Source organism: Bacillus sp. M13(2017) (genome assembly GCF_002218325.1).
Lineage (GTDB): Bacteria > Bacillota > Bacilli > Bacillales > Bacillaceae_G > Bacillus_A > Bacillus_A thuringiensis_K.
Window position 1 is genome coordinate 486,958 of record NZ_KZ268501.1, and the last position, 22,245, is coordinate 509,202.

Sequence of the window (22,245 nt, forward strand, 5' to 3'; positions counted from 1 at the left end):
TGCCTTTTTTAGAAACCTTGCCTGTTTTTCATGATTTAAAACTAATAAGGAGAGGAAAGTATGAGTGAATTGCATTTTATGAGTCTAGAAGAACTGGATAATGAATTAGAAAAAGATGACAGTGGTATTTATTTTATTAGAGATTATAATGACAATATTATTTATATAGGTAAGGCTTTTAGTATAAAAAGTAGAGTATTAGCTCATTTTAATAGTTATTCCAATATTAAGGAATATGTACATTTATTTAATAAAGTAGCGTATCTTATTGAAGATAGTTTGTTAAAACGCTCATTGTTACAAGTTACTTATATGATTAAATATAAACCAGTATTAAACAAAGAAGTCCAAAAAGAATTCCCAGAGTTATATACTCAATACATTAAGCAAACAAATAAAAAATCCATGTTGTTAGAAATGGATGAAGCTAAAGAAAAAAGGAATGAGTTAAAGAATAGATTAGTAAAATTAGTAGGCGGAAAAACTATGTTTTATGACATAATTTCTCTGTTAAACAATGGATATAACTATCATGTTCTCGCAAAAGTATTGAGCATAGAACTTCAAACTTTAATTATAATGAAAGAACACCGAAACAAATTTCCGATACCACATAATTATAAGAGGACAATAAAGCATCAAGATATAATGTATGCTTTATCTGGAAAAAAGAATTTAAGTACTTCAAGGTTAAACACTTAACTTTAAAGTAGTAAATTCGTTGCTTTTGTAGCTTTTATTGTTATATTGAAATGCAATGTACATTTGTGTTTCAAATTCAATTGGTAGAATAAGGGGAGGGAAAGGGTTCCCATAAAAGTACTAGAAGAAATTAGGTTACTCATGCGTAAATAGCATAATTAGGCACATGTTATTTATAAATATTCAAAGATACGAAAGTAATACAAATGAAATTCTTATTTCTGCTACTACAAGTACTATTGAGCAAATGAAGTATGAAATTGCTTTTGAACTAGGAGTCACACTGGGACCTGATACATCACATCATCTGCAAATGGTTCGGATCGGTGGAGAGATTACAAAACGCTTAGTTCGAATGGCTGAAAAATAGTTAACAGGTCAATATAGATTACACTAAGAAAATAATCCGTATATATACGGATTATTTTCCTTTAATTTACAAAAAACAAATTTCGAAATTGAAAAGACCTCTCAGATTCCTTTGTAACAATCTTTTTTAGTTATGTTAATGACATAGGTATCTAAAGGTGATAAATTCGGTATGAACGATGTATGAGCCCTTAAAAGTATTTTGGTGTTATTTGCAATTTTAATTCTATAATACTTAAGCTGATATAATAAAATGTTTTATGTCTAAATCGATATAAAATAATAATTATTAAGTGATATTTCTTTTTTTATAGAATAAGTAAAAACTGATACTGTAGTAATTACTGTTTTGAGATCAATTTACTGTGTACCTTAATTATTGAAGTTTTTTGTTGATTAACAACTATTGTATTTGGAAATTAATAATAAGTTTATCCCGCTATTTGCCGGGCAGTAAGACCCCGATTGGTATGGGCTAATAATCAGTGGGGGATGAACAAAACCCCCACTGATTAAAGTTTCACTTTATGTGATACGGTAATAAAACTAGCTAGTTTGCTATTCTTAGTATTTGTAAAGTCTATATATTTTTTCCTCTTTTGTGGAAAGTAAAACTAATGTTACGACCAGTAATATAGTGTCATTTTTTGAATATTCCATTCGTTTTTTATTTTTAGTTGATGAAAAGACCTTTCTCTCAATTAAATGTTTAATTGAGTACTTGAATTTCCTCTACCTTGTATTTTTCAAAGCATAGTGCTTCAAAAATAGCCGTATCGCTTTCATCTGTTTCCAATTTCACAACTTCTTTATTATCTTTTTCTAAAATTTGGAGCAAAATAGTTTTTCAGTTTCACATTTAAATTAGCAGTATTTATTTTTTGAATTCAATTTGTATAAATGATTGAATTGGAACTTTGACTGTTATTTCTTGCGGTGGTACAGTATCTCCTGTAACTTTCGCTGCATTTTAAACCTTTTTCCAGCTTGGTCCTCGCATTGACTACCACTGTATTTTGTAGTACTTCACTGTTTTCTCAAGTTCAATAATTATATCTTGTAGAATTAAGAAAAGAACTTAGTGTATTTCATTTACTTATCTACTCTGATATTTAGATGCTAACTACAATTAAATAATATATGATTTTTATAAAAAAGATATAGTAATATTTTGTTGTGAATTGTACTAATTTGATATTTTATAGTATTATTTGTCATGAATTATATCTAACAGAATATATTTTATGGATCTATAAAGGAGAATGTAATGAATACTTCTATCGATATACAACACTTGTGTGATCTTGCACATAAAGCATTTAATGCCCCTGTACATATTTTATCTGCAGACAGAAAAATTTTATATCATTCTACATCTGATAATGTTTGTAGTCCTTTTTATTCTTCAAAAGAAGAACATCTTAGTGATATTTATCAAGAAAACGATCCCTTTAACTTGCCACTTTTCCGAAGTAACAACTATCTTGAAAATTTTGTTCTAATTCATATAGAAAATCATGATGATATTAAAGGGACTATTATAATCGGTCCTACTATACATCCAAAAGATTCAGATGATATGATCATAAAATTTCAGAAAGAATTTAAATCAAATGATAACATTCAAGAAAGACTTGCCTATTATCAGTGTTTATCTGAGATTAAAAAAACTACATTAATTGATATGGGAATTTTATTACATTACATGATTTTCAATGAAAAGTTAGATGTAGATATTGTCTTGGAAAAAAATAGAGTACTAGAGGAAATTCCTAATAAAAATGTGAAACCTGATTTATATATTTTAAAACGCCGACAAAACAAACCTAAAACGCACAATATGGCATTAGTAAATGATTTCTTTTCGACTATTAAAGAAGGAAATAAAAAAAAGTTAATACAGTATATGTATGCGGTTTCGCAAGAAGATGTTGAACTTATGCTAATAGAGGATCCGCTCAGGAATCAAAAAAACCTTGGAATTATTGCGATTACCTTAGCCACTCGATATGCAATAGAAGGAAACCTGCCACCAGATATTGCTTTTGCTCATAGTATTTTATATATACAAACCCTAGAACAATTAGATAATGTAGAATCTGTAAAGCGATTGTCAGGGGACGCTTTACGTACCTTTGCAGATCGTGTGAAAGAATACAATGCAAAAAAGTATTCTTACGCGGTTACTACATGTATAAAACATATTAATAAAAATGTTTACGATGGAATATCTCTGAATGAACTTGCTAATCAATTAGAAATTACGCCTACTTATCTGTCTAAACTATTTAAAAAAGAAATGGGAATCACTTTCAGCGAATATATTCAAAGGGAACGAGTGGAAGAAGCAAAAAAATTATTAACACTTACTACTTATTCTTTATCAGATATCTGTGCTTGGCTTAATTTTAATGACCAAAGTTATTTTATAAGAGTTTTCAAAAAAAATACTAGTATGACTCCTAGGCAGTACCGTGAAAAATATACAGTAATATAAGCTTGTTATCTGCTGTCTCCAATGTAAAGACTTAAACATGGGTATAAGTATCCTAAAAAATAAAAATTCACTAACCATTATTTTGCTAAAGGAAACAAAAAGATAGAAGGCTGCAAAGTGTTTCAAGGAGGCTTTGCAGCTTTTTTGTAATTTAGAACCTACGTTTATAACGAAGATAAGTTTATAGATTAATATCTTCATATTAGATATTTAATAATGATGATATCAGGATGTTTTTTAAAAAAATCAACAATATAACATATATTACTAAATATATCTACATTTTATGCAATTATACATAACTAAATAAAGGAAAAAAAGTATAAAAAAACCTATTATATTATTCTATAAGTATTTTTTCTAAAATAAAATTTCTTGGTTGAGCTAAAATAGTTATTTTTAACCGTATACACATTAATTTGTAATCATTACAATTACAGAAATGAAATTTACGAATAACTATATTTATATAATTTTTTTTGGTTCATATTTTTATTTAACAGTAAATTATCGAGCATAATCGACAAAATTTTTCTATTTACGCATTGAAAATTTAATGTTTTAATGAACAACATAACTGGTATGACCAGACAGAAAGGAGAAGGTTACGCTAATAGGAATTATAGTGAAGTTATAAGTAACATTATGTCTTTGATAATTTTCTGAATAGTAAATTTATTTACAAGAGGTCAAGAATCAAATTGGTAATAAACGTGTTCTAAGTTTCTGCATAACAAAAGTGAAGTTATTCCGCAATAAAAGTATAAGCAATGTACAGTATAATTTCACCTTTTGTTGTCTAGTAAGGAGTTTGCTGACAAAACTAAGAGGGATATTATCAAATTAAAATTAAACAATGTTATGACAAGATTAACTGTAAGCATTGGTTTATTGATCCTCACGATTCTGTAAGTTAAACCGCAACTTTAGGAAAGAATTAATAATTTACTACTCATAAGGTGCCTGATTCAAATATAGTTAATAAATTTTTGTTATTTATATTTAAAAAAATAGAGTATCGAAATGAGAGATAAATAAAATCCTTACATCCTATTAGAAGTAAAAAACAACGATATTAACGTATCTGAAAGATTTCTCCTTCTTATCCAGTTTACAAAGAGAGCGGTCGTACAAGTTATATGAATTAAGTTATAAAAACAATGGTAAAGGAGTGTACGGAATGAAAACTAAAATAATGACAGGATTATTAGTCACATCCATTGTAACTGGAGCAACTATTCCTATCAATACTCTCGCAACACCAATCGTTCAAGCGGAAACTCAACAGGAAGGCATGGATATTTCCTCTTCATTACGAAAATTAGGTGCGCAATCTAAATTAATCCAAACGTATATTGATCAATCTTTAATGAGTCCTAATGTACAGCTAGAGGAAGTCCCAGCTTTAAATACCAATCAATTCCTAATCAAACAAGATATGAAGGAATGGTCATCGGAACTCTATCCACAGTTAATTCTATTAAATTCAAAAAGTAAAGGGTTTGTAACAAAATTTAATAGTTATTACCCGGCATTAAAATCGTTTGTAGACAATAAAGAAGATAGAGAAGGGTTTTCGGATAGACTTGAAGTACTTCAAGAAATGGCTATGACGAATCAAGAAAATGCGCAACGACAAATCAATGAATTAACAGATCTTAAATTACAGCTTGATAAAAAATTAAAAGATTTTGATACTAATGTGGCAACTGCGCAAGGCATACTAAGTACAGATGGAACAGGAAAAATAGATCAGTTAAAAAATGAAATATTAAATACCAAAAAAGCAATTCAAAATGATTTACAGCAAATTGCATTAATACCAGGGGCTTTAAATGAACAGGGATTTGCTATATTCAAAGAAGTTTATAGTCTTTCAAAAGAAATTATTGAACCAGCTGCGCAAGCAGGGGTGGCAGCGTATAACAAAGGAAAAGAAATTAAAAACTCTATTCTAGAAGCTGAGAAAAAAGCAGTGCAAGAAGCAACAGAGCAAGGTAAAACTGCTCTAGAGATTGAATCAGCAAAAAGAGCAGCTCGTGAAGCAATTGAGAAAAGCAAACAAGGTGAAATAACAGCCGCAGCCGCAGCAAAAACACAAGAGTATGACCTGATGAAGGTCATTGATACCGAAAAGATTAAGAAAACATTTGGCGTTTTTGCTGAAGTAAATAAATTAACAGCAGAACAGCGAGCATATTTAGATGATTTAGAGAAACAAAATCAAAAAATATATGATTTAACAACGAAATTATCAATAGCTGATTTACAAAAATCAATGCTTCTTCTTACACAAAATGATTTGCATACGTTTGCAAATCAAGTAGATTTAGAACTTGATCTACTAAAGCGCTATAAAGAAGATTTAAATCTAATAAAAAATAGCATTACAAAATTATCTACTAATGTTGATACAACTAACGAGCAGTCTCAAAAAGATACATTAAGACAATTAAAAAATGTAATAAGTTACCTTGAAGAGCAAGTATATAAATTTTGATATTACGTTTTTGGAAATCTATAAAGAGTATAAGTATTTAGCGAAAGAAGGAGAATAGTCATGAAAAAATTTCCATTCAAAGTACTAACTTTAGCTACATTAGCAACTGTTATAACTGCTACTACCGGTAACACTATTCATGCATTTGCACAAGAAACGACCGCTCAAGAACAAAAAGTAGGCAATTATGCATTAGGCCCCGAAGGACTGAAGAAAGCATTAGCTGAAACAGGGTCTCATATTCTAGTAATGGATTTATACGCAAAAACAATGATTAAGCAACCAAATGTAAATTTATCTAATATCGATTTAGGCTCAGAGGGGGGAGAGTTGCTCAAAAATATTCACCTTAATCAAGAGCTGTCACGAATCAATGCAAATTACTGGTTAGATACAGCGAAGCCACAGATTCAAAAAACTGCTCGTAATATTGTAAATTACGATGAACAATTTCAAAATTATTACGACACATTAGTAGAAACTGTACAAAAGAAAGATAAGGCAGGTCTAAAAGAGGGTATAAATGATTTAATTACTACAATCAATACAAATTCAAAAGAAGTTACAGATGTGATTAAGATGCTACAAGACTTCAAAGGGAAACTATATCAAAATTCTACAGATTTTAAAAATAATGTTGGTGGTCCAGATGGGAAAGGTGGATTAACTGCAATATTAGCAGGTCAACAGGCAACGATTCCACAACTTCAAGCTGAAATTGAGCAACTTCGTTCTACTCAGAAAAAACATTTTGATGATGTATTAGCATGGTCAATTGGTGGTGGATTGGGAGCAGCTATTTTAGTTATTGCAGCTATTGGAGGAGCGGTAGTTATTGTTGTAACTGGCGGTACAGCAACACCGGCTGTTGTTGGTGGACTCTCGGCTCTTGGTGCAGCTGGTATCGGTCTAGGAACTGCGGCTGGTGTCACAGCATCTAAGCATATGGACTCCTATAATGAAATTTCTAACAAAATCGGAGAATTAAGTATGAAAGCAGATCGTGCTAATCAAGCAGTTCTTTCGCTTACTAACGCGAAAGAAACATTGGCATATCTATATCAGACTGTAGATCAAGCGATATTGTCTCTAACAAATATTCAAAAGCAATGGAATACAATGGGCGCAAATTATACAGATTTACTGGATAATATCGATTCTATGCAAGACCACAAATTCTCTTTAATACCAGATGATTTAAAAGCCGCTAAAGAAAGTTGGAATGATATTCATAAAGATGCAGAATTCATTTCAAAAGATATTGCTTTTAAACAGGAGTAGAACTGAAATTTAAAACCTAAATTGGAGGAAAATGAAATGATAAAAAAAATCCCTTACAAATTACTCGCTGTATCGACGCTATTAACTATTACAACCGCAAATGTAGTTTCACCAGTAACAACTTTTGCAAGTGAAATTGAACAAACGAACAATGAAGATACGGCTCTTTCTGCAAATGAAGCGAGAATGAAAGAGACCTTGCAAAAGGCTGGATTATTTGCAAAATCTATGAATGCCTATTCTTATATGTTAATTAAAAATCCGGATGTGAATTTTGAGGGAATTACCATTAATGGATATGTAGATTTACCTGGTAGAATCGTGCAAGATCAAAAGAATGCAAGGGCACATGCTGTTACTTGGGATACGAAAGTAAAAAAACAGCTTTTAGATACATTGAATGGTATTGTTGAATACGATACAACATTTGACAATTATTATGAAACAATGGTAGAGGCGATTAATACAGGGGATGGAGAAACTTTAAAAGAAGGGATTACAGATTTGCGAGGTGAAATTCAACAAAATCAAAAGTATGCACAACAACTAATAGAAGAATTAACTAAATTAAGAGACTCTATTGGACACGATGTTAGAGCATTTGGAAGTAATAAAGAGCTCTTGCAGTCAATTTTAAAAAATCAAGGTGCAGATGTTGATGCCGATCAAAAGCGTCTAGAAGAAGTATTAGGATCAGTAAACTATTATAAACAATTAGAATCTGATGGGTTTAATGTAATGAAGGGTGCTATTTTGGGTCTACCAATAATTGGCGGTATTATAGTGGGAGTAGCAAGGGATAATTTAGGTAAGTTAGAGCCTTTATTAGCAGAATTACGTCAGACCGTGGATTATAAAGTAACCTTAAATCGTGTAGTTGGAGTTGCTTACAGTAATATTAATGAAATGCACAAGGCGCTTGATGATGCTATTAACGCTCTTACTTATATGTCCACGCAGTGGCATGATTTAGATTCTCAATATTCGGGCGTTCTAGGGCATATTGAGAATGCAGCTCAAAAAGCCGATCAAAATAAATTTAAATTCTTAAAACCTAATTTAAATGCAGCGAAAGACAGTTGGAAAACATTACGAACAGATGCAGTTACATTAAAAGAAGGAATAAAGGAATTAAAAGTGGAAACTGTTACTCCACAAAAATAGGGAAATATTAATTCTGTTGTAAAGTGAACTAAAACATAGAAAGTCTATGATTACACTGTTAAACAGAAAAGTAATAATTGATAAATCCTTATATAACAGAAAGGCGGAGTCTCATTAAAGACTTCGCCTTTCAATTATATATAAGTATGATTCTAATAAAAGAATAACCTTGTAGTTTAATTGCTTTTTTTAAATTTGCAACAGAATCGGTTAATTTGAAGCTGATTATATACATTTTCTTTAATACTTAATGATTTGAAGACTGCTAAAGAAAGTTCAAACGATACTGATAAAAGAGGTAGAACTTATTTTGAAAGACATCGCTTTTTAATAAGATTAGAACTTGAAACCATACCCTATATAGGAGGAATACGAAATGATGAAAAAAATCCCTAATAAACTACTCGCTGTATCAGCGTTTTTAACTATAACAACTACTTATGCAGTCATACCACTAGAAACTTTTGCAATTGAAATTGAACAAACGAACACTGAAAATATGTCTCTTTCAGCAAATGAAGAACAGATGAAAAAAGCTTTGCAAGATGCTGGTTTATTTGCAAAAGCTATGAATGAATATTCTTATTTGCTAATTAATAATCCAGATGTGAGTTTTGAAGGAATAACTATTAATGGAAATGCAGATTTACCTAGTAAAATTGTACAAGATCAAAAGAATGCAAGAGCACATGCTGTGACATGGAATACACAAGTAAAAAAACATCTTTTTGATACATTGACAGGCATTATAGAATACGATACAAAATTTGAAAATCATTATGAAACATTAGTAGAGGCGATCAATACTGGAAATGGAGATACTTTAAAAAAAGGGATTACAGATTTACAAGGAGGAATTCAACAAAATCAAAAGTCTGCAAAAGCATTAATAGAAGAATTAATTCAATTAAAAAATGCTATTGGAGAAGATGTTAGAACATTTGGAAGTCATAAAGAGACATTGCAATCGATTTTAAAAAACCAAGGTGCTGATGTGGAGGCTGACCAAAAGCGTCTAGAGGACCTTTTAGGACAAGTAAAATATCAGAAAGACATAGAATCTAAGGGATTAGACATGGTGAAAATCCCCTTTATTCCAACCTTGATTGCTGGTGGCATAATGATAGGTGATGCAAGAGGTAAGTTAGGTTGGCTAGAACCTGAATTAGCAAAATTGCGTCAGACTGTAGATTATAAAATAACATTGAATCGTGTAGTTGGAGTTGCGTTTCATAATATTAGTGATATGCATAGTATGCTTGATAGTGCTATCACTGCTCTTACTTATATGTCTACGCAATGGGAGGATTTAGATTCTCAATATTCGGGTGTACTGGGACATATTAGTAAAGCTGATCAAAAAGCTGATCAAAATAAATATAAATTCTTAACCCATAGCTTGAATGCAGCGAAAAACAGTTGGAAAACATTAAAAACAGATGTTGTCACTTTGCAAGAAGGGATAAAAATTGCAGAGAAAAAAGAACAGGATTTTTTGAATCAGCTTCGTCCATCAAACGTTTTCTACTTTTATAAAAAAATTCATAACGCATACACTTTTGAAATAAAGACTGGAACAAATGCGCCAAATGCGTCTTATAAAGTTATGAATTTAACTAAAAACACTGTTCATAATATGTGGAGTGGAGGGGCTAATACTAACATGTGGGCTGATTGGCTTTCATTCAATCCAAATGATGAATTTGCGGTAGTAGCAGTAGTGGATGGTAAGGAATATGTTGTGTATAAAGACAAAGTACAAAATATAATGAACTGAATCTGAAAGTAAGGAAGTAATTGGAGCTGGAGAATAAACTAGACACCAAGTTAATTGAAAAATCTCCTTATATCCTAGAATATTTTGCTCAAGAAAAAGAATTTGTTCAGCGAAAAAGTAAATATTGAACCAAGGAGTTAGTTGTATTATGTGTATGGTTTTACCGAAATGTTTCAAGTACATTACTCATACAATTATGTAGTTATCCTGAAGCATCTACAGGTGTTCTTATCGACCTTGAAGAACTACTTAGCTTCCTAAGTGGAGTGACTTTATGCAAAATTAAGTGAACGTTTTTGTACATAGATTAGTTGACATTTATATAGATTTTTTCCATTTTCAAAGATAGTTTTGTTTTTTATGTTATTTTTCAAAAATTACTGTTGAAGTTTCTATATTCATGACTCAGCATATAATCATTGTTTGATGAAATGACATACCACGTCCCTTAGAGTTTCATACGTATTACGATAACTTAAAGAAAAAAGATAATAGTAGTCAACGGTTACTATTATCTTTTTTGAACTATTTTTCATTAAAATATCTCATCTGCTGTGCTCCTTATTTACTTTTCCAGATTTTATCCTAGTTTAAAATTTATGCATTTGAACTGTTTATACAATTTGTAGGATTTTTAGCTTTTTTGTCGAATACACTTAATTCAAGGAGGGACATTACATGATTATTAAAGATTATTTCATCAACCTTTCTATTTTTTCTTTATTAGTTAGCGCAGCAATATTTATTCAAGTGTTTACAATTAATTCTAGTCGATATTTCGAAAAGCTCTATGGAGGGATTATTGCAGTTACGTTAATGTTCTTTTCTTTTCCATACATGGGATTTTCCTACGATCTTCGAGTTGTTCCTCTTATTCTATCTTTTATTTACTTTGGTCGTATTGCTGGTTGGATTACGTTAATTAGCATAATTGTAATGCGTATCTTTTACACTGGAGGGTATTGGGAACCTCCTGTGATTGCTTATTTAGGTATGGGGATTCTATTTTCTACCTTTAAAACTTATTTTAAAAAACTACGTCCTTTTAAAAGTGCATCGTTATATTTTTCTGTTTTTATTGGAATAAAGTGGTTAGTTGGCGTATTATTTAATACTACATTACTTTACACAGGAGGCCTATTATATATAGCGTTAGGACTTTTAATTGGGCTATTCCTTATGGAAGCCTACCAGAGATTGTATTATTTAACACAGGACTTATCTAAAATGAATCGAGAATTAAAAAAATCGAAGCAAGAACTTGCAGATACCGTACATGAGCTTCAAGGAGGAATTTTTAAATTTAAAAAAGTGGATAAGCACTTTATACACACTTTATGTGATGGACAGTTTTATTATCAAAACGGATTTTATTCTGAACAGGTGGTAGGAAAAAGCTTACGTACTATTGATGCTTCTATTGTTCCTCCATATTTAGTTCCACAATTGATGAAGTACTATCTTCAGGCATGGGAAGGAAAAGAAATTATATTTGAATTACCTTGGCCAAATGATAAAACTATTATTCTTATTGCGCTTAGGCCAATTAAACGAAATGGACAAGTTATTGAAGTTGTTGGTTCTACAGTTGATATAACCGAAAGGAAAAAGGTAGAATCAGAATTAAGCGCTACCAAAGAATTATTGGAATCATTTATAAAGCACAATCTAGATGCTATTACCATTTCTGATCGAGAAGGGCATATTTTACAAGCCAATAAAGCTTATGAAAAGATATTTGGGTGGTCATCACAAGAAATCATAGGTAAGAGATTACCTTGTGTACCAGATTTTTTAATGGAAGAATCGCTCAAAAATATTCAGGAAATTCTAACAGGTGAATCTGTGTTTACTAAATTAGAAACTGTTAGACAAAGGAGCGATGGGAGTCTTCTTGATGTTAGTCTGACAGTTTCTCCTATACTAGATGTAAGAGGAAATGTGATAGCTTTATCAGCAATATGTAGAGACATCTCTGAAAGAAAACAAGCAGAAAGAGAACGGCATCGATTACACCGGCAATTAAGAGATAGTGAAATGAAGTACCGTGCACTAATCGAACAAGCAACTGATGCGGTATATGTAGTAGAGCTGAATGAAGATAATGCTCCAAGTCGATTTATTGAGGTGAACCCTGTTGGGTGTAGAAGATTTGGATATAGTAGAGAAGAGTTGCTCTCATTATCATTTTCAAATATAGTACCACAAGATTCTCAAATGATCGTAAGGCTATTAGAAAAAATTAAAAAGGGACAAACTTCCTTCACTTTGCAAGATGGATATGTTTTTCCAACAGGAAAAGTAATAACAACTGAGTTTAGTGTTCGTGTTTTTAACTTAAATGGTAAAAAGGTTTTCCTAAGTATTTCTCGTGATATCACTGAACGGCTAAAAACAGAAGAATTATTACGAAAATCTGAAAAACTTGCTGTTGTAGGACAATTAGCGACTGCAATGGCTCATGAGATTAATAATCCATTAACTGCAATGAAAGGGTTCATGCAATTACTAAAATCAACAGAAAATGAGAATAATCAGGGTTATATTAATATAGTATCATCAGAGATTGAGCGTATAGAGAGCATTACAACTGAATTTATGGCGGTAGCCAAACCACAGGTGGTAAAAATACAACATAATGACATTAGTGTGCTAATGGATCAAGTTTTAATGCTACTACAACCTCAAGCAATGATGCATAATATAAAATTTAGAATCGATCTTAACCCTGGTATTCCATTGATTTCATGTGAAGGAAATCAATTAAAACAAGTATTTGTTAATATATTAAAAAATGCAATTGAATCTATGCCGATGGGAGGAGAAATTCTCATTCAATTAAATATACTTGATAATAATCAAGTAAGCATTCGTTTTATCGACGAAGGGTGTGGGATTCCAAAAGAACGTATACCATACCTCGGAGAACCTTTTTATAGTATTAAAGAAGAGGGGATTGGCTTAGGGTTAATGATCTGTTATAAAATCATTGAAACACATCAGGGAAAGATATTTATTGAGAGTGAAATGAATAAGGGGACTATAGTTGAAGTCACTCTCCCTATTTGTACACTTCAAAATTAAGATATTCTCTTACTGAAATTTTTTAAGAAACCATACAGAATGTAATGCTAATGTTACTTAATGAAATAATAAAGAGAAGAACCACTGGTAAATGTACCCTATAGAATAGACACTTGAAAAAGCCTGTTATAAAAACATCCTTTCTTTAGAACCAAAAGAAAGGATGTTTTTAATATTGTAATTTTTCTTGGGGACATTTCAAATTTTTACTCGTAATACATTTTTTAACTAATTTTGGTTAAGTTAGTTAAAAAGGTATTATTTTTAATGAGCATATTGACATATAAATATCCCTCATTTTTAAAATAGAAATTTCTAAAAACTATATATAGGTTCTTTTTGAAAGGAAGGGTATTATCAATTGAAACCACATGAAAAAGTACCTGTTCACTCTATAAAATCTTTGCAGGAATTAATGCAATTACTAAAAAAATCTAAAGATTTTATAACGTTGGAGATCGCTTCAAACAAATCCTCTATAGTCATTTCATATTTTAGAACCTTAATCGATGTAAATATATTTCATGAAGAGGTTTTAACTTATATAAAAGAGAAGAGCTTCGATTCATTACAAGATATTCGGTCTGTCTTACCCTTTGAAAATTCAAAAATAACAAATCAAATGGAAGATATTCAGGATAGTATTTTAAACGGCTATATACTTATTCAGTTCGATACAGATAAATTAAATGGCTTGTTAATTAATGTGGCAAAGAAAGAAAAAAGAGATATTACAAAAGCTGAAATTGAATACAATATTGTGGGTCCACAAATCGCGTTTGTTGAAGATTTAGATGTAAACTTAAATTTAGTACGTAGAAAGCTTCCAACACCTTATTTACAAATGAAGGAATTGAAAGTAGGCGCGCTATCTAACACAACCGTTGCGATTGTATATATTGAGGGAATTGTAAATGATCAAAATCTACAAGAAATTATAAAACGGGTGAGTCTAATAAAAACAGACCACGTTTTGGATAGCACGTATTTGATTCAGTTAATTGCAGACAACCCGAATTCTATATTCCCTCAATTTTTGAATACAGAACGTCCGGACTGTGTGGCAGCTGTATTAGCAGAAGGGAAAATTGCACTTTTTGTAGATGGCTCGCCTTATGCTATCACTCTTCCAACAACATTAATTGACTTTTTTTCTACGACAGAAGATTACACCATGCCTTGGATTATGGCCTCATTTTTTCGACTGTTAAGGATTTTTGCTTTTATCTTTTCTGTTTTAACGACTCCATTATATGTTTCGATCTTAACATATCATTATGAGCTAATTCCAAAAGAACTTCTTGAAACGTTGATTATATCGAGAAGTAAAGTACCTTTTCCTCCAGTCATTGAAGCACTTTTTTTAGAAATAACGATTGAATTACTGAGAGAAGCGGGGACACGTTTACCAACTAAAGTGGGTCTAACTGTCGGTATAGTAGGGGGTATTGTTATTGGACAAGCATCGGTAGAGGCAAGTCTTACAAGTAACGTACTTATTATCATTGTTGCACTTTCAGCTCTTAGTTCATTTACAGCACCAATATATCGAATTGGTAATACAATTCGAGTAATTCGTTTTCCTTTTATAATAGCTGCACACCTGTTGGGCTTATTAGGAATTGTTTTAACAAGTTCTTTACTTTTAGCACGCTTATTACGTACAGAATCATTAAGACGTCCTTATTTGTTTCCTTTTTATCCTACACGCCCTACAGATTGGAAAGACAGCATTATCCGTTTGCCAATCTCAGCGATGTTCCGACGCCCAATTTTTTCAAGATCTAAACAGCGTTTTCGTTTTAATCCAGAAGAGGTAGAGAAAAATAAAATCAAATCACGAAATGATTTTGATGATTGAAATTAACAGGGAGGAGCATTATGAAACAGGTCCCAATTGAGTATCAAGTCTCTCCATATATGGTGTTTTTTTTAATTATTACTATACAGATGGGGGTTGGTATGCTTGGTTTTGAAAGGATTAGTGCAAAATTAGTTGGAAATGATGCGTGGATTAGTACGCTACTTTTTGGAATATCTGTTAATCTTATGATTTGGATCATATATCAGATTTTAAATCAGGGTAATGGAGACATCATTGCAATCAATCAAGACGTACTTGGAAAATGGATTGGTGGATTGTTCAACTTCATTTTTTTATCCTATATTGTATTGTTAGGTGCAACAACACTACATACTTATATCGAAGTAGTACATGTTTGGATGTTTCCTTCCATTTCATCTTGGGTTATAGCTGGGGCTTTTTTAGGCTTATGTTATTACATTGTGACTGGAGGATTTCGTGTAGTTGCCGGAATTGGCTTCTTTGGAATCGTTATCCCAAGCATTCTAATCTTCACATTTTTTTATCCTTTGCAGTATGCAGATTTTCGAAATTTATTTCCAATTGCACAGCATTCATTCCTAGAAATTATGAAAGGAATGAAAGGAAATATGTTTAGTTTTTTTGGATTTGAAATGTTATTGTTGTACTACCCATTTATTAAAAAGGCAAGAAAGTCTCAAAAATATGCGCACTATGCAAATTTAGTAACGACTATTGTCTACACATACCTTATGATTTTAACTCTTGCGTTTTTTAGTGAAAAACAACTCGCGAGCGCGATATGGGCATATTTAAGTATGATTAAAATTATACAATTTCCCTTTATAGAGCGGTTTGAATACATTATTGTTTCTGTTTGGGCTTTTTTTATATTACCTAACGTTTCCTTTACATTGTGGGGAGTAAGTCGTGGTATAAAAGAGGCGCTGGGGATAAAGCAAAAATATGTTTTGCCAGTTATCATCGTATTCATCTTCGTTTTATCATTTTTCTTGAATAACCGTAATAAAATTAACTTATTAAATACTTGGACAGGTCAAATTGGCTTTATATATATATATGTATACTTACCTGTACTATGGCTAATTCAAACCGCCAAAATAAAGTTAAGGAGATAAACATGAAGCGATGGATACTTTTCATTATAGTAAGTGTCTTCTTAATAGGTTGTGCTAAAACGAAAATTGTGGATGACATTGATTTAGTTCAAGTTGCGGCATATGATACTGAAGCAGAAGGTAAGCTAAAAGGAACCTTTGCGATTTCAGCTTATAAAGGAGGGGGGGAAGGTGAAACGAAAATCTATTCAGCATCAGGCCAGACTGGTAGAGAAGTTCTTGCAAGAGCATCCGAAAAATCTTCTGGACCTCTAGAGTTGGGTCAATTGCGTGTGATTATATTTAATGAAAAAATAATTGAAAAGGGAATGCAGGAAATTTTAGAGACTTTGAACCGAAATCCTAGTGTAGGAAATGCAATTTATTTAGCAATTACAAATGTAAAAGGGGAATCACTATTAAAGGGGAACTATTCTAAAGAAAAAGAAATTTCTTCCTATCTATCCTCTTTACTGGAGCAAAATATGGACAACGGAACGCAGCCAAAAACAAATTTTTTTATGTTTTTAAACCAACTTAATGATGATGCGAGAGATTCATATTTACCGATGATATCTAAAAAAGGTAACGTGTTGGAGTTAAATGGAATAGCACTTTTTAAAAGATGTAAAATGGTTGATAAAGTGAACCCTAAAGATTTATTTGTATTTAAATTGTTGACAGATAATTTTAAACAAGGTACATACCAATTCAAATTACCTGGTTCTTCAAATACTTACGCCACGATAGAGAATATAAAAGCTAGAACAAAATATAAGATGGAGGGGAATAGTAAGCATCCATTCGTAAATGCTCATATTCAAGTTAAAGCTGAAATTCAAGAATTTACAAAAACAAAAAATCTAGATAATCCTAAAGAAATAAAAAAATTAGAAAAAATTATGGAAACAGAAATAGAAAAAAAGGCAACTACATTGATAAAGAGATTTATTAAAAAAGACACAGATCCTATAGGACTTAGAAAGCTTGGTAGAACTCACGTAAGAAAATGGAACAGTCAAGAATGGGAAGAATCCTATAAACATTTACGTTTTCGTGTAACAGCTGATGTAACAGTAACCCAATCTGGTGTTACAGAATAAATAAATCAAATAAGATATGGAAAATTTCAATAAAAAAATATAGTCTCGCAGGAGATTAGGGAGAAGAGAAACTATTAACAAAGTATTTCATAAACATTAAGATGCTTTGTTAATAGTTTTTATACTTTTATAGCCAATATCACCTATGGTAAACATTAGCATTCCATCACGTATAACTTCATAAGCTTTAGATTGATGACAATGTATGACGTCCCCAGGAAGCTATCTTATTTGTTGGACATACATAAAATGTTACTCCACTGTCTTTCAAATATATGTTTATTGTATAAAAGACACATGCCGAAATGGAACTGAAATGAATGATAATTAATAAAGCATATAACTCTCGTATCTATCCAAATAAAACACAAGCAACTCTAATTGTAATACTATATGGGAACATTATTAAATTTGAACGATATTAACAGAAATTTGTTGATAATTAGTTAAAAAAGTATTGTACGATTAAATGCAGTATGTTACAGTTGTGTTACAAAATTATTACTCAGTGTTAAAAATATTTCTGTTTTGTTTCTTGTAATTTTTGTATTGTTACAAAAAACTATAGATGTTTTTATGTGTATAGGAGTGTGTGTAGTAAAGAGTCTGAGTAAAAATACGTGCACACTTTAAATTTCCTTTCTGTCTGAATGAAGAAGACTACCAACTAATTAAGGGGGTTAAAGTAACAACTTTAAATACAATGTGCTTCCTTTCCCACACACAATTTAGTACATATTTAAAGTACAGCCTAGTTGCTACACAGACTCTTGTACATATAAACATTAAGGTGAAATAGAGATAAGGATTTATTACATAATAAGCATTACTTAGCTAAACGTAAAAATATTATCTGTGCATTTTTATGAAATGTTAAAATGCCTAGATGATATTTTTTGAAGATTTCTTGGATATGTTTATGAATAACAATTTCTAATACTTAATGATTCTCTACAACTAAAATATCCGATAATTTATGTAATTGGATTTATAAGGTGTATGTACATTCACTTATATAGGGAAAATGAGGTTTTTCATATGAAGTATAGTTATAAAGTGTTTATATTTATTTGGACAATTATTTTATTGTTTTTTCTACTTTATTATGGTTACAGTGAAATTTCCGAAACTGAGCAAGTGCCAGTCATAACAATCAAAAAATAGAAGTAAAAAATATTGAGAAAACCAAATGAGATAAAAGCAGATACAGTAGAAAGACTACTACAGGAAGTAATTAATCGTACGAAGTTAGATGAAATATTGGAAAGAAAAACTTTAATGGAAAATAGGTTGATTGCTGCTTGGGGAGAAAATTATAAATTTCATAATCGGTATAAAGATATTCATGAATTATTCAGAGGTTACCATTTACACTACCTTAGGAAAAAAAGGATGTGTTAACGAGACACCCTTTATATTTAAGTAACGATTCAAGCCAATAGATTACATAAAACCAGAGCGGATTATGTATCGTCTTATTCGAACTACAAGAAACCATGAACGAACAAGTAAAGCGGGACTTACAGCAAACTGTAATGGTGAACCAGGAGGGGACGCATGGGTGTGGTGTTCAATTTGTCATGAAGAACATCCCGTTCTTTTCTGATATGTTTCAATATGATCAAGGAAACCCCTATCATTCCTTACCATTATGTCAGCACACATATATGGTATACGCTCATTTAACAGAGAATTATGTAGGGGAAGATTTATTTCTTCTGCAAAGTGCTGCAGCACTCCATGATACAGGTAAACCGTTTGCTGTGTATTTAAAAAGCTCAAAGGGTACTATTCGTATTACGGTCATGAATAGTACCCTTTGAGCTTGCCACTTTTTAATGGAACTTGGTTTCGAGTGGGAGTTTATTGAGAAAGTATTAATGATTACAGAGTTTCATATGAAGGTGTTACATGGGGGGAAAGAGGCAGCACGTGAAATCTATCATTACTGCGGTGATGAGATGATTACGAAATTATATTTTTTCCGAGATGCAGATGCATTTGCGAAGTAGAGAGGTGAAAAAAAGCTTGTAAAATATCCACGAATATTGCACGTTCCTTGGTCGATAGGGGTACGATAAGGGTAACAAGTGATGACCGTGTTCTACAAAATATGGACGTATTTGAAACTCAAGATGTGGTCGCACTAGAAAAGTTAGATGGTGAAAATACATTCCTTTATAAAGATGCTATTCATGCAAGGTCGTTATCAAGTGATCATCACCCATCGAGAACATGGGTAAAAACGTTACAAGGAAGTCTGGGATATAGAATTCCAGAAAGACGAACTCTCTAAGAAAGCAAAAGAAAAACTAGGTGTAAAATAATCAGTTATTTGTGATGGTGGATTCTCCTAGGTGGAGGGTTTACCGTTTTTTATTATATGTTACGTTGTAGTTTTTATATAAAGCATATTGAAAAGATAGGTTAATTCTTCTGGAATGATATCTCCATAATTAATAACTTGTACAATAACTTTTCAATTATCACTAAATCCATTCATATCAACAAATTGTCCCACATATCCCTTTGTAGCAATATCTTTTAAAGTAGGCTAAAAAATACCCTTTATTTTATCTTTATCTTATCTTTACCTTATCTTTAAATTTTTATATTAAACTTGAAACCTTAAAGTATTGATGTATAAGTCTAAAAGGGCGGGAGATAGATGTTCATTACATAGTTTATGTATAACCAATTACCTTTGAAAAAATTGAATTTCTTATACGAGGAGGAATATATGAAGGATACAAGTAAAAACCAAATTATAAAAGTGTTCCTTATTAGTATTTTAGGTTTAGGAACAATACTTGGAATGCTATATTTTAATCATAAAACCAATATTCAACAAAATAAAGCGCTAGCCACCGAAAAACGTGTATTGCAATATGAGTCTACCTTAAAAAAAGAATTAGAAAAATATAATTTAGGAGAGAAAACACCAATTTTATTAGGAATTATGTATCAAGAGAGTAGAGGTGAGGGAAACGACCCTATGCAGTCATCCGAATCACTTGGATTAAAGCCAAATGAAATTCAAGAGACAAGCTTGAGCATTAAACAAGGGGTAAAGCACTTTGCTAAGATGTACAAGTATGGAACGGAAAAAGATGTTAGCATGGATACAATTATTCAAAGCTATAATATGGGGCCAGGGTATATTGATTTTATTGCTAGTCAAGAAGTTAAACAACACTCGGAGGATTCGGCCAAAAAATTTTCTAAGATGAAAGTTGATCAAAATCCAGCAATGTACACTTGTGGTGGAAATAAAAATAATTTTAGGTATCCATATTGTTATGGTGATTTCAAATATGCCACAAAGGTAAATGAAAAAACAAAACTTATTGAAGAACTTCTTCAAAATGTACATAGCTCTTCTAAATAAGTTGCAGAATGAAATATAATGATACCGTCAGTTATTAACAATAATAGCTAAGAAAAAACTATTTTATTTATTAATTCACATAATTTTCAAAAATAAATTCTGTAGATGTTAATATTTGTTATATAATATATTTGTCAAAGCATTACCCCTGAAGTTTCTACGGTCAATCTGTAAGATAGTTTGTTTGTCCCTTATATTCACCTTAAACTAAAAAGAACTTGTAGAGATTCCTACAAGTTCTTTTTGTTTTAAGGGTTAAATGTGGGTTTCAAATATAATTGTAATTTTTTGAGGGGGGAAAGTAAATGTTTATAAAAACAGAAAGGTTATTGATACGAAAATTTGAGTTCAAAGATTGGCAAGCTGTTCATGAGTATACATCAGATATCAATGTTATGAAGTACATACCTGAAGGGGTTTTTACTGAAGAAAATACAAGAAACTTTGTGAATGAAAACATTGGTGAAAACGCTAAAAACTTTCCTGTAGTATTAATAGATAGGGATATTATGATTGATCATATAGTTTTTCATAAATATTTTGGTGAGCATACTTATGAGATTGGTTGGGTGTTCAATTCAAAATACTTCAATAAAGGATATGCTTCTGAAGCAGCACAAGCTACACTGAAATATGGCTTTAAGGAAATGAAATTACATAGGATTATAGCTACATGTCAGCCACAAAATATTCCATCATATCGAGTGATGGAGAAGATTGGAATGAGAAGGGAAGGTTATTTTAGGAAGTGTATACCACATGGGAATGAATGGTGGGATGAATATTATTACGCTATTTTAGAAGAAGAGTAGTGTTTCAGAATGCATTATTTAAATTGACACTCTTATTCCTAAAGAGGCAAGTTTGACTATCTTTCGTGGGGATTCTTGCTACTAAAGGCGAAGTCTATTTCCGGTATCGCTGACGTGCAAAACTTTGTATAATCTGATCTTATCTCTAAATCACAACTGTTACCCCATCATCATCAAGTTAAAGTTTCATTTTATTTTGCTAACTTGATGGTGATGTGACGTAACCTTAATTATTTAAAAATTTTAAAAAATCCCCTTAGTCATGTTAAAGGGACCTTGATCACGCAAATGATCTGTAAATCAATTTATTTTTGATAGACAGATCATTTGTATGATAATTTTTATAAATAATTGCTAAATAGTGAATTTACATAAATGCTTTTAGAAGTTCTTGAATTAATGGGATAGCTCCACCTATAAATTTTAAAACTGCCATTGCGATTTCCATATTATTCTCTCCTCTTTTTTCGTATTAAGATGTGATAAATCTTTATAACATTATTATAGTAAGCGCTTACAATTAAAACAATACATTTTCGTATGCAATATTGCATATTTATACATTAAATCTCTATTATTCATTTTTTAATGGTACTATAGCGAGGTGAGAGTCTTTAAAGGTTCT

At 31.1% G+C, this 22,245-nt stretch carries 18 protein-coding genes and 3 pseudogenes; 18 read left to right on the top strand and 3 right to left on the bottom strand.

Features of this window, described 5'->3' with window-relative positions; all coding sequences use genetic code 11:
• Positions 1-60 precede the first annotated feature (60 nt).
• On the top strand, positions 61-702 hold the full coding sequence (locus CGQ22_RS08770) for a GIY-YIG nuclease family protein (RefSeq protein ID WP_001292181.1): 642 nt from the start codon (positions 61-63) through the stop codon (positions 700-702).
• Between the two features lie 166 nt (positions 703-868).
• The gene (locus CGQ22_RS08775; protein WP_000897402.1) at positions 869-1,072 is read left to right on the top strand and encodes an alpha/beta-type small acid-soluble spore protein; all 204 of its coding nucleotides are present in this window, start codon (positions 869-871) and stop codon (positions 1,070-1,072) included.
• Positions 1,073-1,780: 708 nt separating this feature from the next.
• Here CGQ22_RS08775 and CGQ22_RS08780 read toward each other — a convergent pair.
• Positions 1,781-1,909 (bottom strand): hypothetical protein, encoded by a 129-nt coding sequence (locus CGQ22_RS08780; RefSeq protein ID WP_000939299.1) that lies wholly within the window; start codon positions 1,907-1,909, stop codon positions 1,781-1,783.
• A gap of 429 nt (positions 1,910-2,338) precedes the next feature.
• Between CGQ22_RS08780 and CGQ22_RS08790 the strand changes: the two genes are divergently transcribed.
• From CGQ22_RS08790 to CGQ22_RS08845, 14 genes and pseudogenes are all read left to right on the top strand, one after another.
• Positions 2,339-3,568, top strand: coding sequence for a helix-turn-helix domain-containing protein (locus CGQ22_RS08790; RefSeq protein ID WP_001097908.1), 1,230 nt, complete (start codon positions 2,339-2,341; stop codon positions 3,566-3,568).
• 1,180 nt (positions 3,569-4,748) lie between these two features.
• Entirely contained in the window at positions 4,749-6,068 is a 1,320-nt protein-coding gene (gene hblC / locus CGQ22_RS08795) for a hemolytic enterotoxin HBL lytic component L2 (protein ID WP_089148567.1), read from the top strand.
• Positions 6,069-6,128: 60 nt separating this feature from the next.
• Complete coding sequence (hblD, locus tag CGQ22_RS08800) at positions 6,129-7,349, top strand: hemolytic enterotoxin HBL lytic component L1 (protein ID WP_000714435.1); 1,221 nt, start codon at positions 6,129-6,131, stop codon at positions 7,347-7,349.
• Between the two features lie 36 nt (positions 7,350-7,385).
• Positions 7,386-8,513, top strand: a complete 1,128-nt coding sequence (gene hblA / locus CGQ22_RS08805; RefSeq protein WP_001968418.1) for a hemolysin BL binding component B — start codon at positions 7,386-7,388, stop codon at positions 8,511-8,513.
• Positions 8,514-8,889: 376 nt separating this feature from the next.
• Entirely contained in the window at positions 8,890-10,290 is a 1,401-nt protein-coding gene (hblB, locus tag CGQ22_RS08810) for a hemolysin BL regulatory component HblB (protein ID WP_089148568.1), read from the top strand.
• A gap of 20 nt (positions 10,291-10,310) precedes the next feature.
• Positions 10,311-10,538 (top strand): annotated as a pseudogene (locus CGQ22_RS32395) (hypothetical protein); the annotation flags it as partial.
• Between the two features lie 430 nt (positions 10,539-10,968).
• On the top strand, positions 10,969-13,374 hold the full coding sequence (locus tag CGQ22_RS08815; RefSeq protein ID WP_089148569.1) for a PAS domain S-box protein: 2,406 nt from the start codon (positions 10,969-10,971) through the stop codon (positions 13,372-13,374).
• Between the two features lie 361 nt (positions 13,375-13,735).
• Positions 13,736-15,235: a spore germination protein gene (locus CGQ22_RS08820; RefSeq protein WP_089148570.1), complete on the top strand. Its 1,500-nt coding sequence runs from the start codon at positions 13,736-13,738 to the stop codon at positions 15,233-15,235.
• 20 nt (positions 15,236-15,255) lie between these two features.
• Complete coding sequence (locus CGQ22_RS08825; protein ID WP_000815829.1) at positions 15,256-16,338, top strand: GerAB/ArcD/ProY family transporter; 1,083 nt, start codon at positions 15,256-15,258, stop codon at positions 16,336-16,338.
• 2 nt (positions 16,339-16,340) lie between these two features.
• Positions 16,341-17,420 carry a Ger(x)C family spore germination protein gene (locus tag CGQ22_RS08830; protein ID WP_000832856.1) on the top strand — a complete coding sequence of 360 codons (1,080 nt, stop codon included), beginning with the start codon at positions 16,341-16,343 and terminating at the stop codon, positions 17,418-17,420.
• A 320-nt stretch (positions 17,421-17,740) separates the two neighbouring features.
• The gene (locus CGQ22_RS32895; RefSeq protein WP_131251330.1) at positions 17,741-17,845 is read left to right on the top strand and encodes a helix-turn-helix domain-containing protein; all 105 of its coding nucleotides are present in this window, start codon (positions 17,741-17,743) and stop codon (positions 17,843-17,845) included.
• A gap of 1,071 nt (positions 17,846-18,916) precedes the next feature.
• Positions 18,917-19,243 (top strand): HD domain-containing protein, encoded by a 327-nt coding sequence (locus CGQ22_RS08835; RefSeq protein WP_002181547.1) that lies wholly within the window; start codon positions 18,917-18,919, stop codon positions 19,241-19,243.
• Positions 19,244-19,258: 15 nt separating this feature from the next.
• Positions 19,259-19,432: a hypothetical protein gene (locus CGQ22_RS08840; protein WP_002164021.1), complete on the top strand. Its 174-nt coding sequence runs from the start codon at positions 19,259-19,261 to the stop codon at positions 19,430-19,432.
• 101 nt (positions 19,433-19,533) lie between these two features.
• Positions 19,534-19,716, top strand: coding sequence for a hypothetical protein (locus tag CGQ22_RS08845; protein WP_089148571.1), 183 nt, complete (start codon positions 19,534-19,536; stop codon positions 19,714-19,716).
• Positions 19,717-19,824: 108 nt separating this feature from the next.
• Here CGQ22_RS08845 and CGQ22_RS32400 read toward each other — a convergent pair.
• Positions 19,825-19,947, bottom strand: a pseudogene (locus CGQ22_RS32400) (vancomycin resistance histidine kinase VanS); the annotation flags it as partial.
• A gap of 213 nt (positions 19,948-20,160) precedes the next feature.
• Between CGQ22_RS32400 and CGQ22_RS08850 the strand changes: the two are divergent.
• Positions 20,161-20,808, top strand: coding sequence for a lysozyme family protein (locus CGQ22_RS08850; RefSeq protein ID WP_089148572.1), 648 nt, complete (start codon positions 20,161-20,163; stop codon positions 20,806-20,808).
• Positions 20,809-21,113: 305 nt separating this feature from the next.
• Positions 21,114-21,620, top strand: coding sequence for a GNAT family N-acetyltransferase (locus CGQ22_RS08855; RefSeq protein ID WP_089148573.1), 507 nt, complete (start codon positions 21,114-21,116; stop codon positions 21,618-21,620).
• A 367-nt stretch (positions 21,621-21,987) separates the two neighbouring features.
• Here CGQ22_RS08855 and CGQ22_RS32270 read toward each other — a convergent pair.
• A pseudogene (locus CGQ22_RS32270) lies at positions 21,988-22,174 on the bottom strand (hypothetical protein).
• Positions 22,175-22,245: the final 71 nt, after the last annotated feature.

Coding starts and splice junctions, on each gene's coding strand:
- CGQ22_RS32895 (WP_131251330.1), top strand. CDS start 17,741: ATGATAATTAATAAAGCATATAACTCTCGTATCTATCCAAATAAAACA.
- CGQ22_RS08840 (WP_002164021.1), top strand. CDS start 19,259: ATGGAACTTGGTTTCGAGTGGGAGTTTATTGAGAAAGTATTAATGATT.
- hblD (WP_000714435.1), top strand. CDS start 6,129: ATGAAAAAATTTCCATTCAAAGTACTAACTTTAGCTACATTAGCAACT.
- hblA (WP_001968418.1), top strand. CDS start 7,386: ATGATAAAAAAAATCCCTTACAAATTACTCGCTGTATCGACGCTATTA.
- hblC (WP_089148567.1), top strand. CDS start 4,749: ATGAAAACTAAAATAATGACAGGATTATTAGTCACATCCATTGTAACT.
- CGQ22_RS08790 (WP_001097908.1), top strand. CDS start 2,339: ATGAATACTTCTATCGATATACAACACTTGTGTGATCTTGCACATAAA.
- CGQ22_RS08770 (WP_001292181.1), top strand. CDS start 61: ATGAGTGAATTGCATTTTATGAGTCTAGAAGAACTGGATAATGAATTA.
- hblB (WP_089148568.1), top strand. CDS start 8,890: ATGATGAAAAAAATCCCTAATAAACTACTCGCTGTATCAGCGTTTTTA.
- CGQ22_RS08845 (WP_089148571.1), top strand. CDS start 19,534: ATGGACGTATTTGAAACTCAAGATGTGGTCGCACTAGAAAAGTTAGAT.
- CGQ22_RS08815 (WP_089148569.1), top strand. CDS start 10,969: ATGATTATTAAAGATTATTTCATCAACCTTTCTATTTTTTCTTTATTA.
- CGQ22_RS08835 (WP_002181547.1), top strand. CDS start 18,917: ATGAACGAACAAGTAAAGCGGGACTTACAGCAAACTGTAATGGTGAAC.
- CGQ22_RS08775 (WP_000897402.1), top strand. CDS start 869: ATGTTATTTATAAATATTCAAAGATACGAAAGTAATACAAATGAAATT.
- CGQ22_RS08855 (WP_089148573.1), top strand. CDS start 21,114: ATGTTTATAAAAACAGAAAGGTTATTGATACGAAAATTTGAGTTCAAA.
- CGQ22_RS08830 (WP_000832856.1), top strand. CDS start 16,341: ATGAAGCGATGGATACTTTTCATTATAGTAAGTGTCTTCTTAATAGGT.
- CGQ22_RS08825 (WP_000815829.1), top strand. CDS start 15,256: ATGAAACAGGTCCCAATTGAGTATCAAGTCTCTCCATATATGGTGTTT.
- CGQ22_RS08850 (WP_089148572.1), top strand. CDS start 20,161: ATGAAGGATACAAGTAAAAACCAAATTATAAAAGTGTTCCTTATTAGT.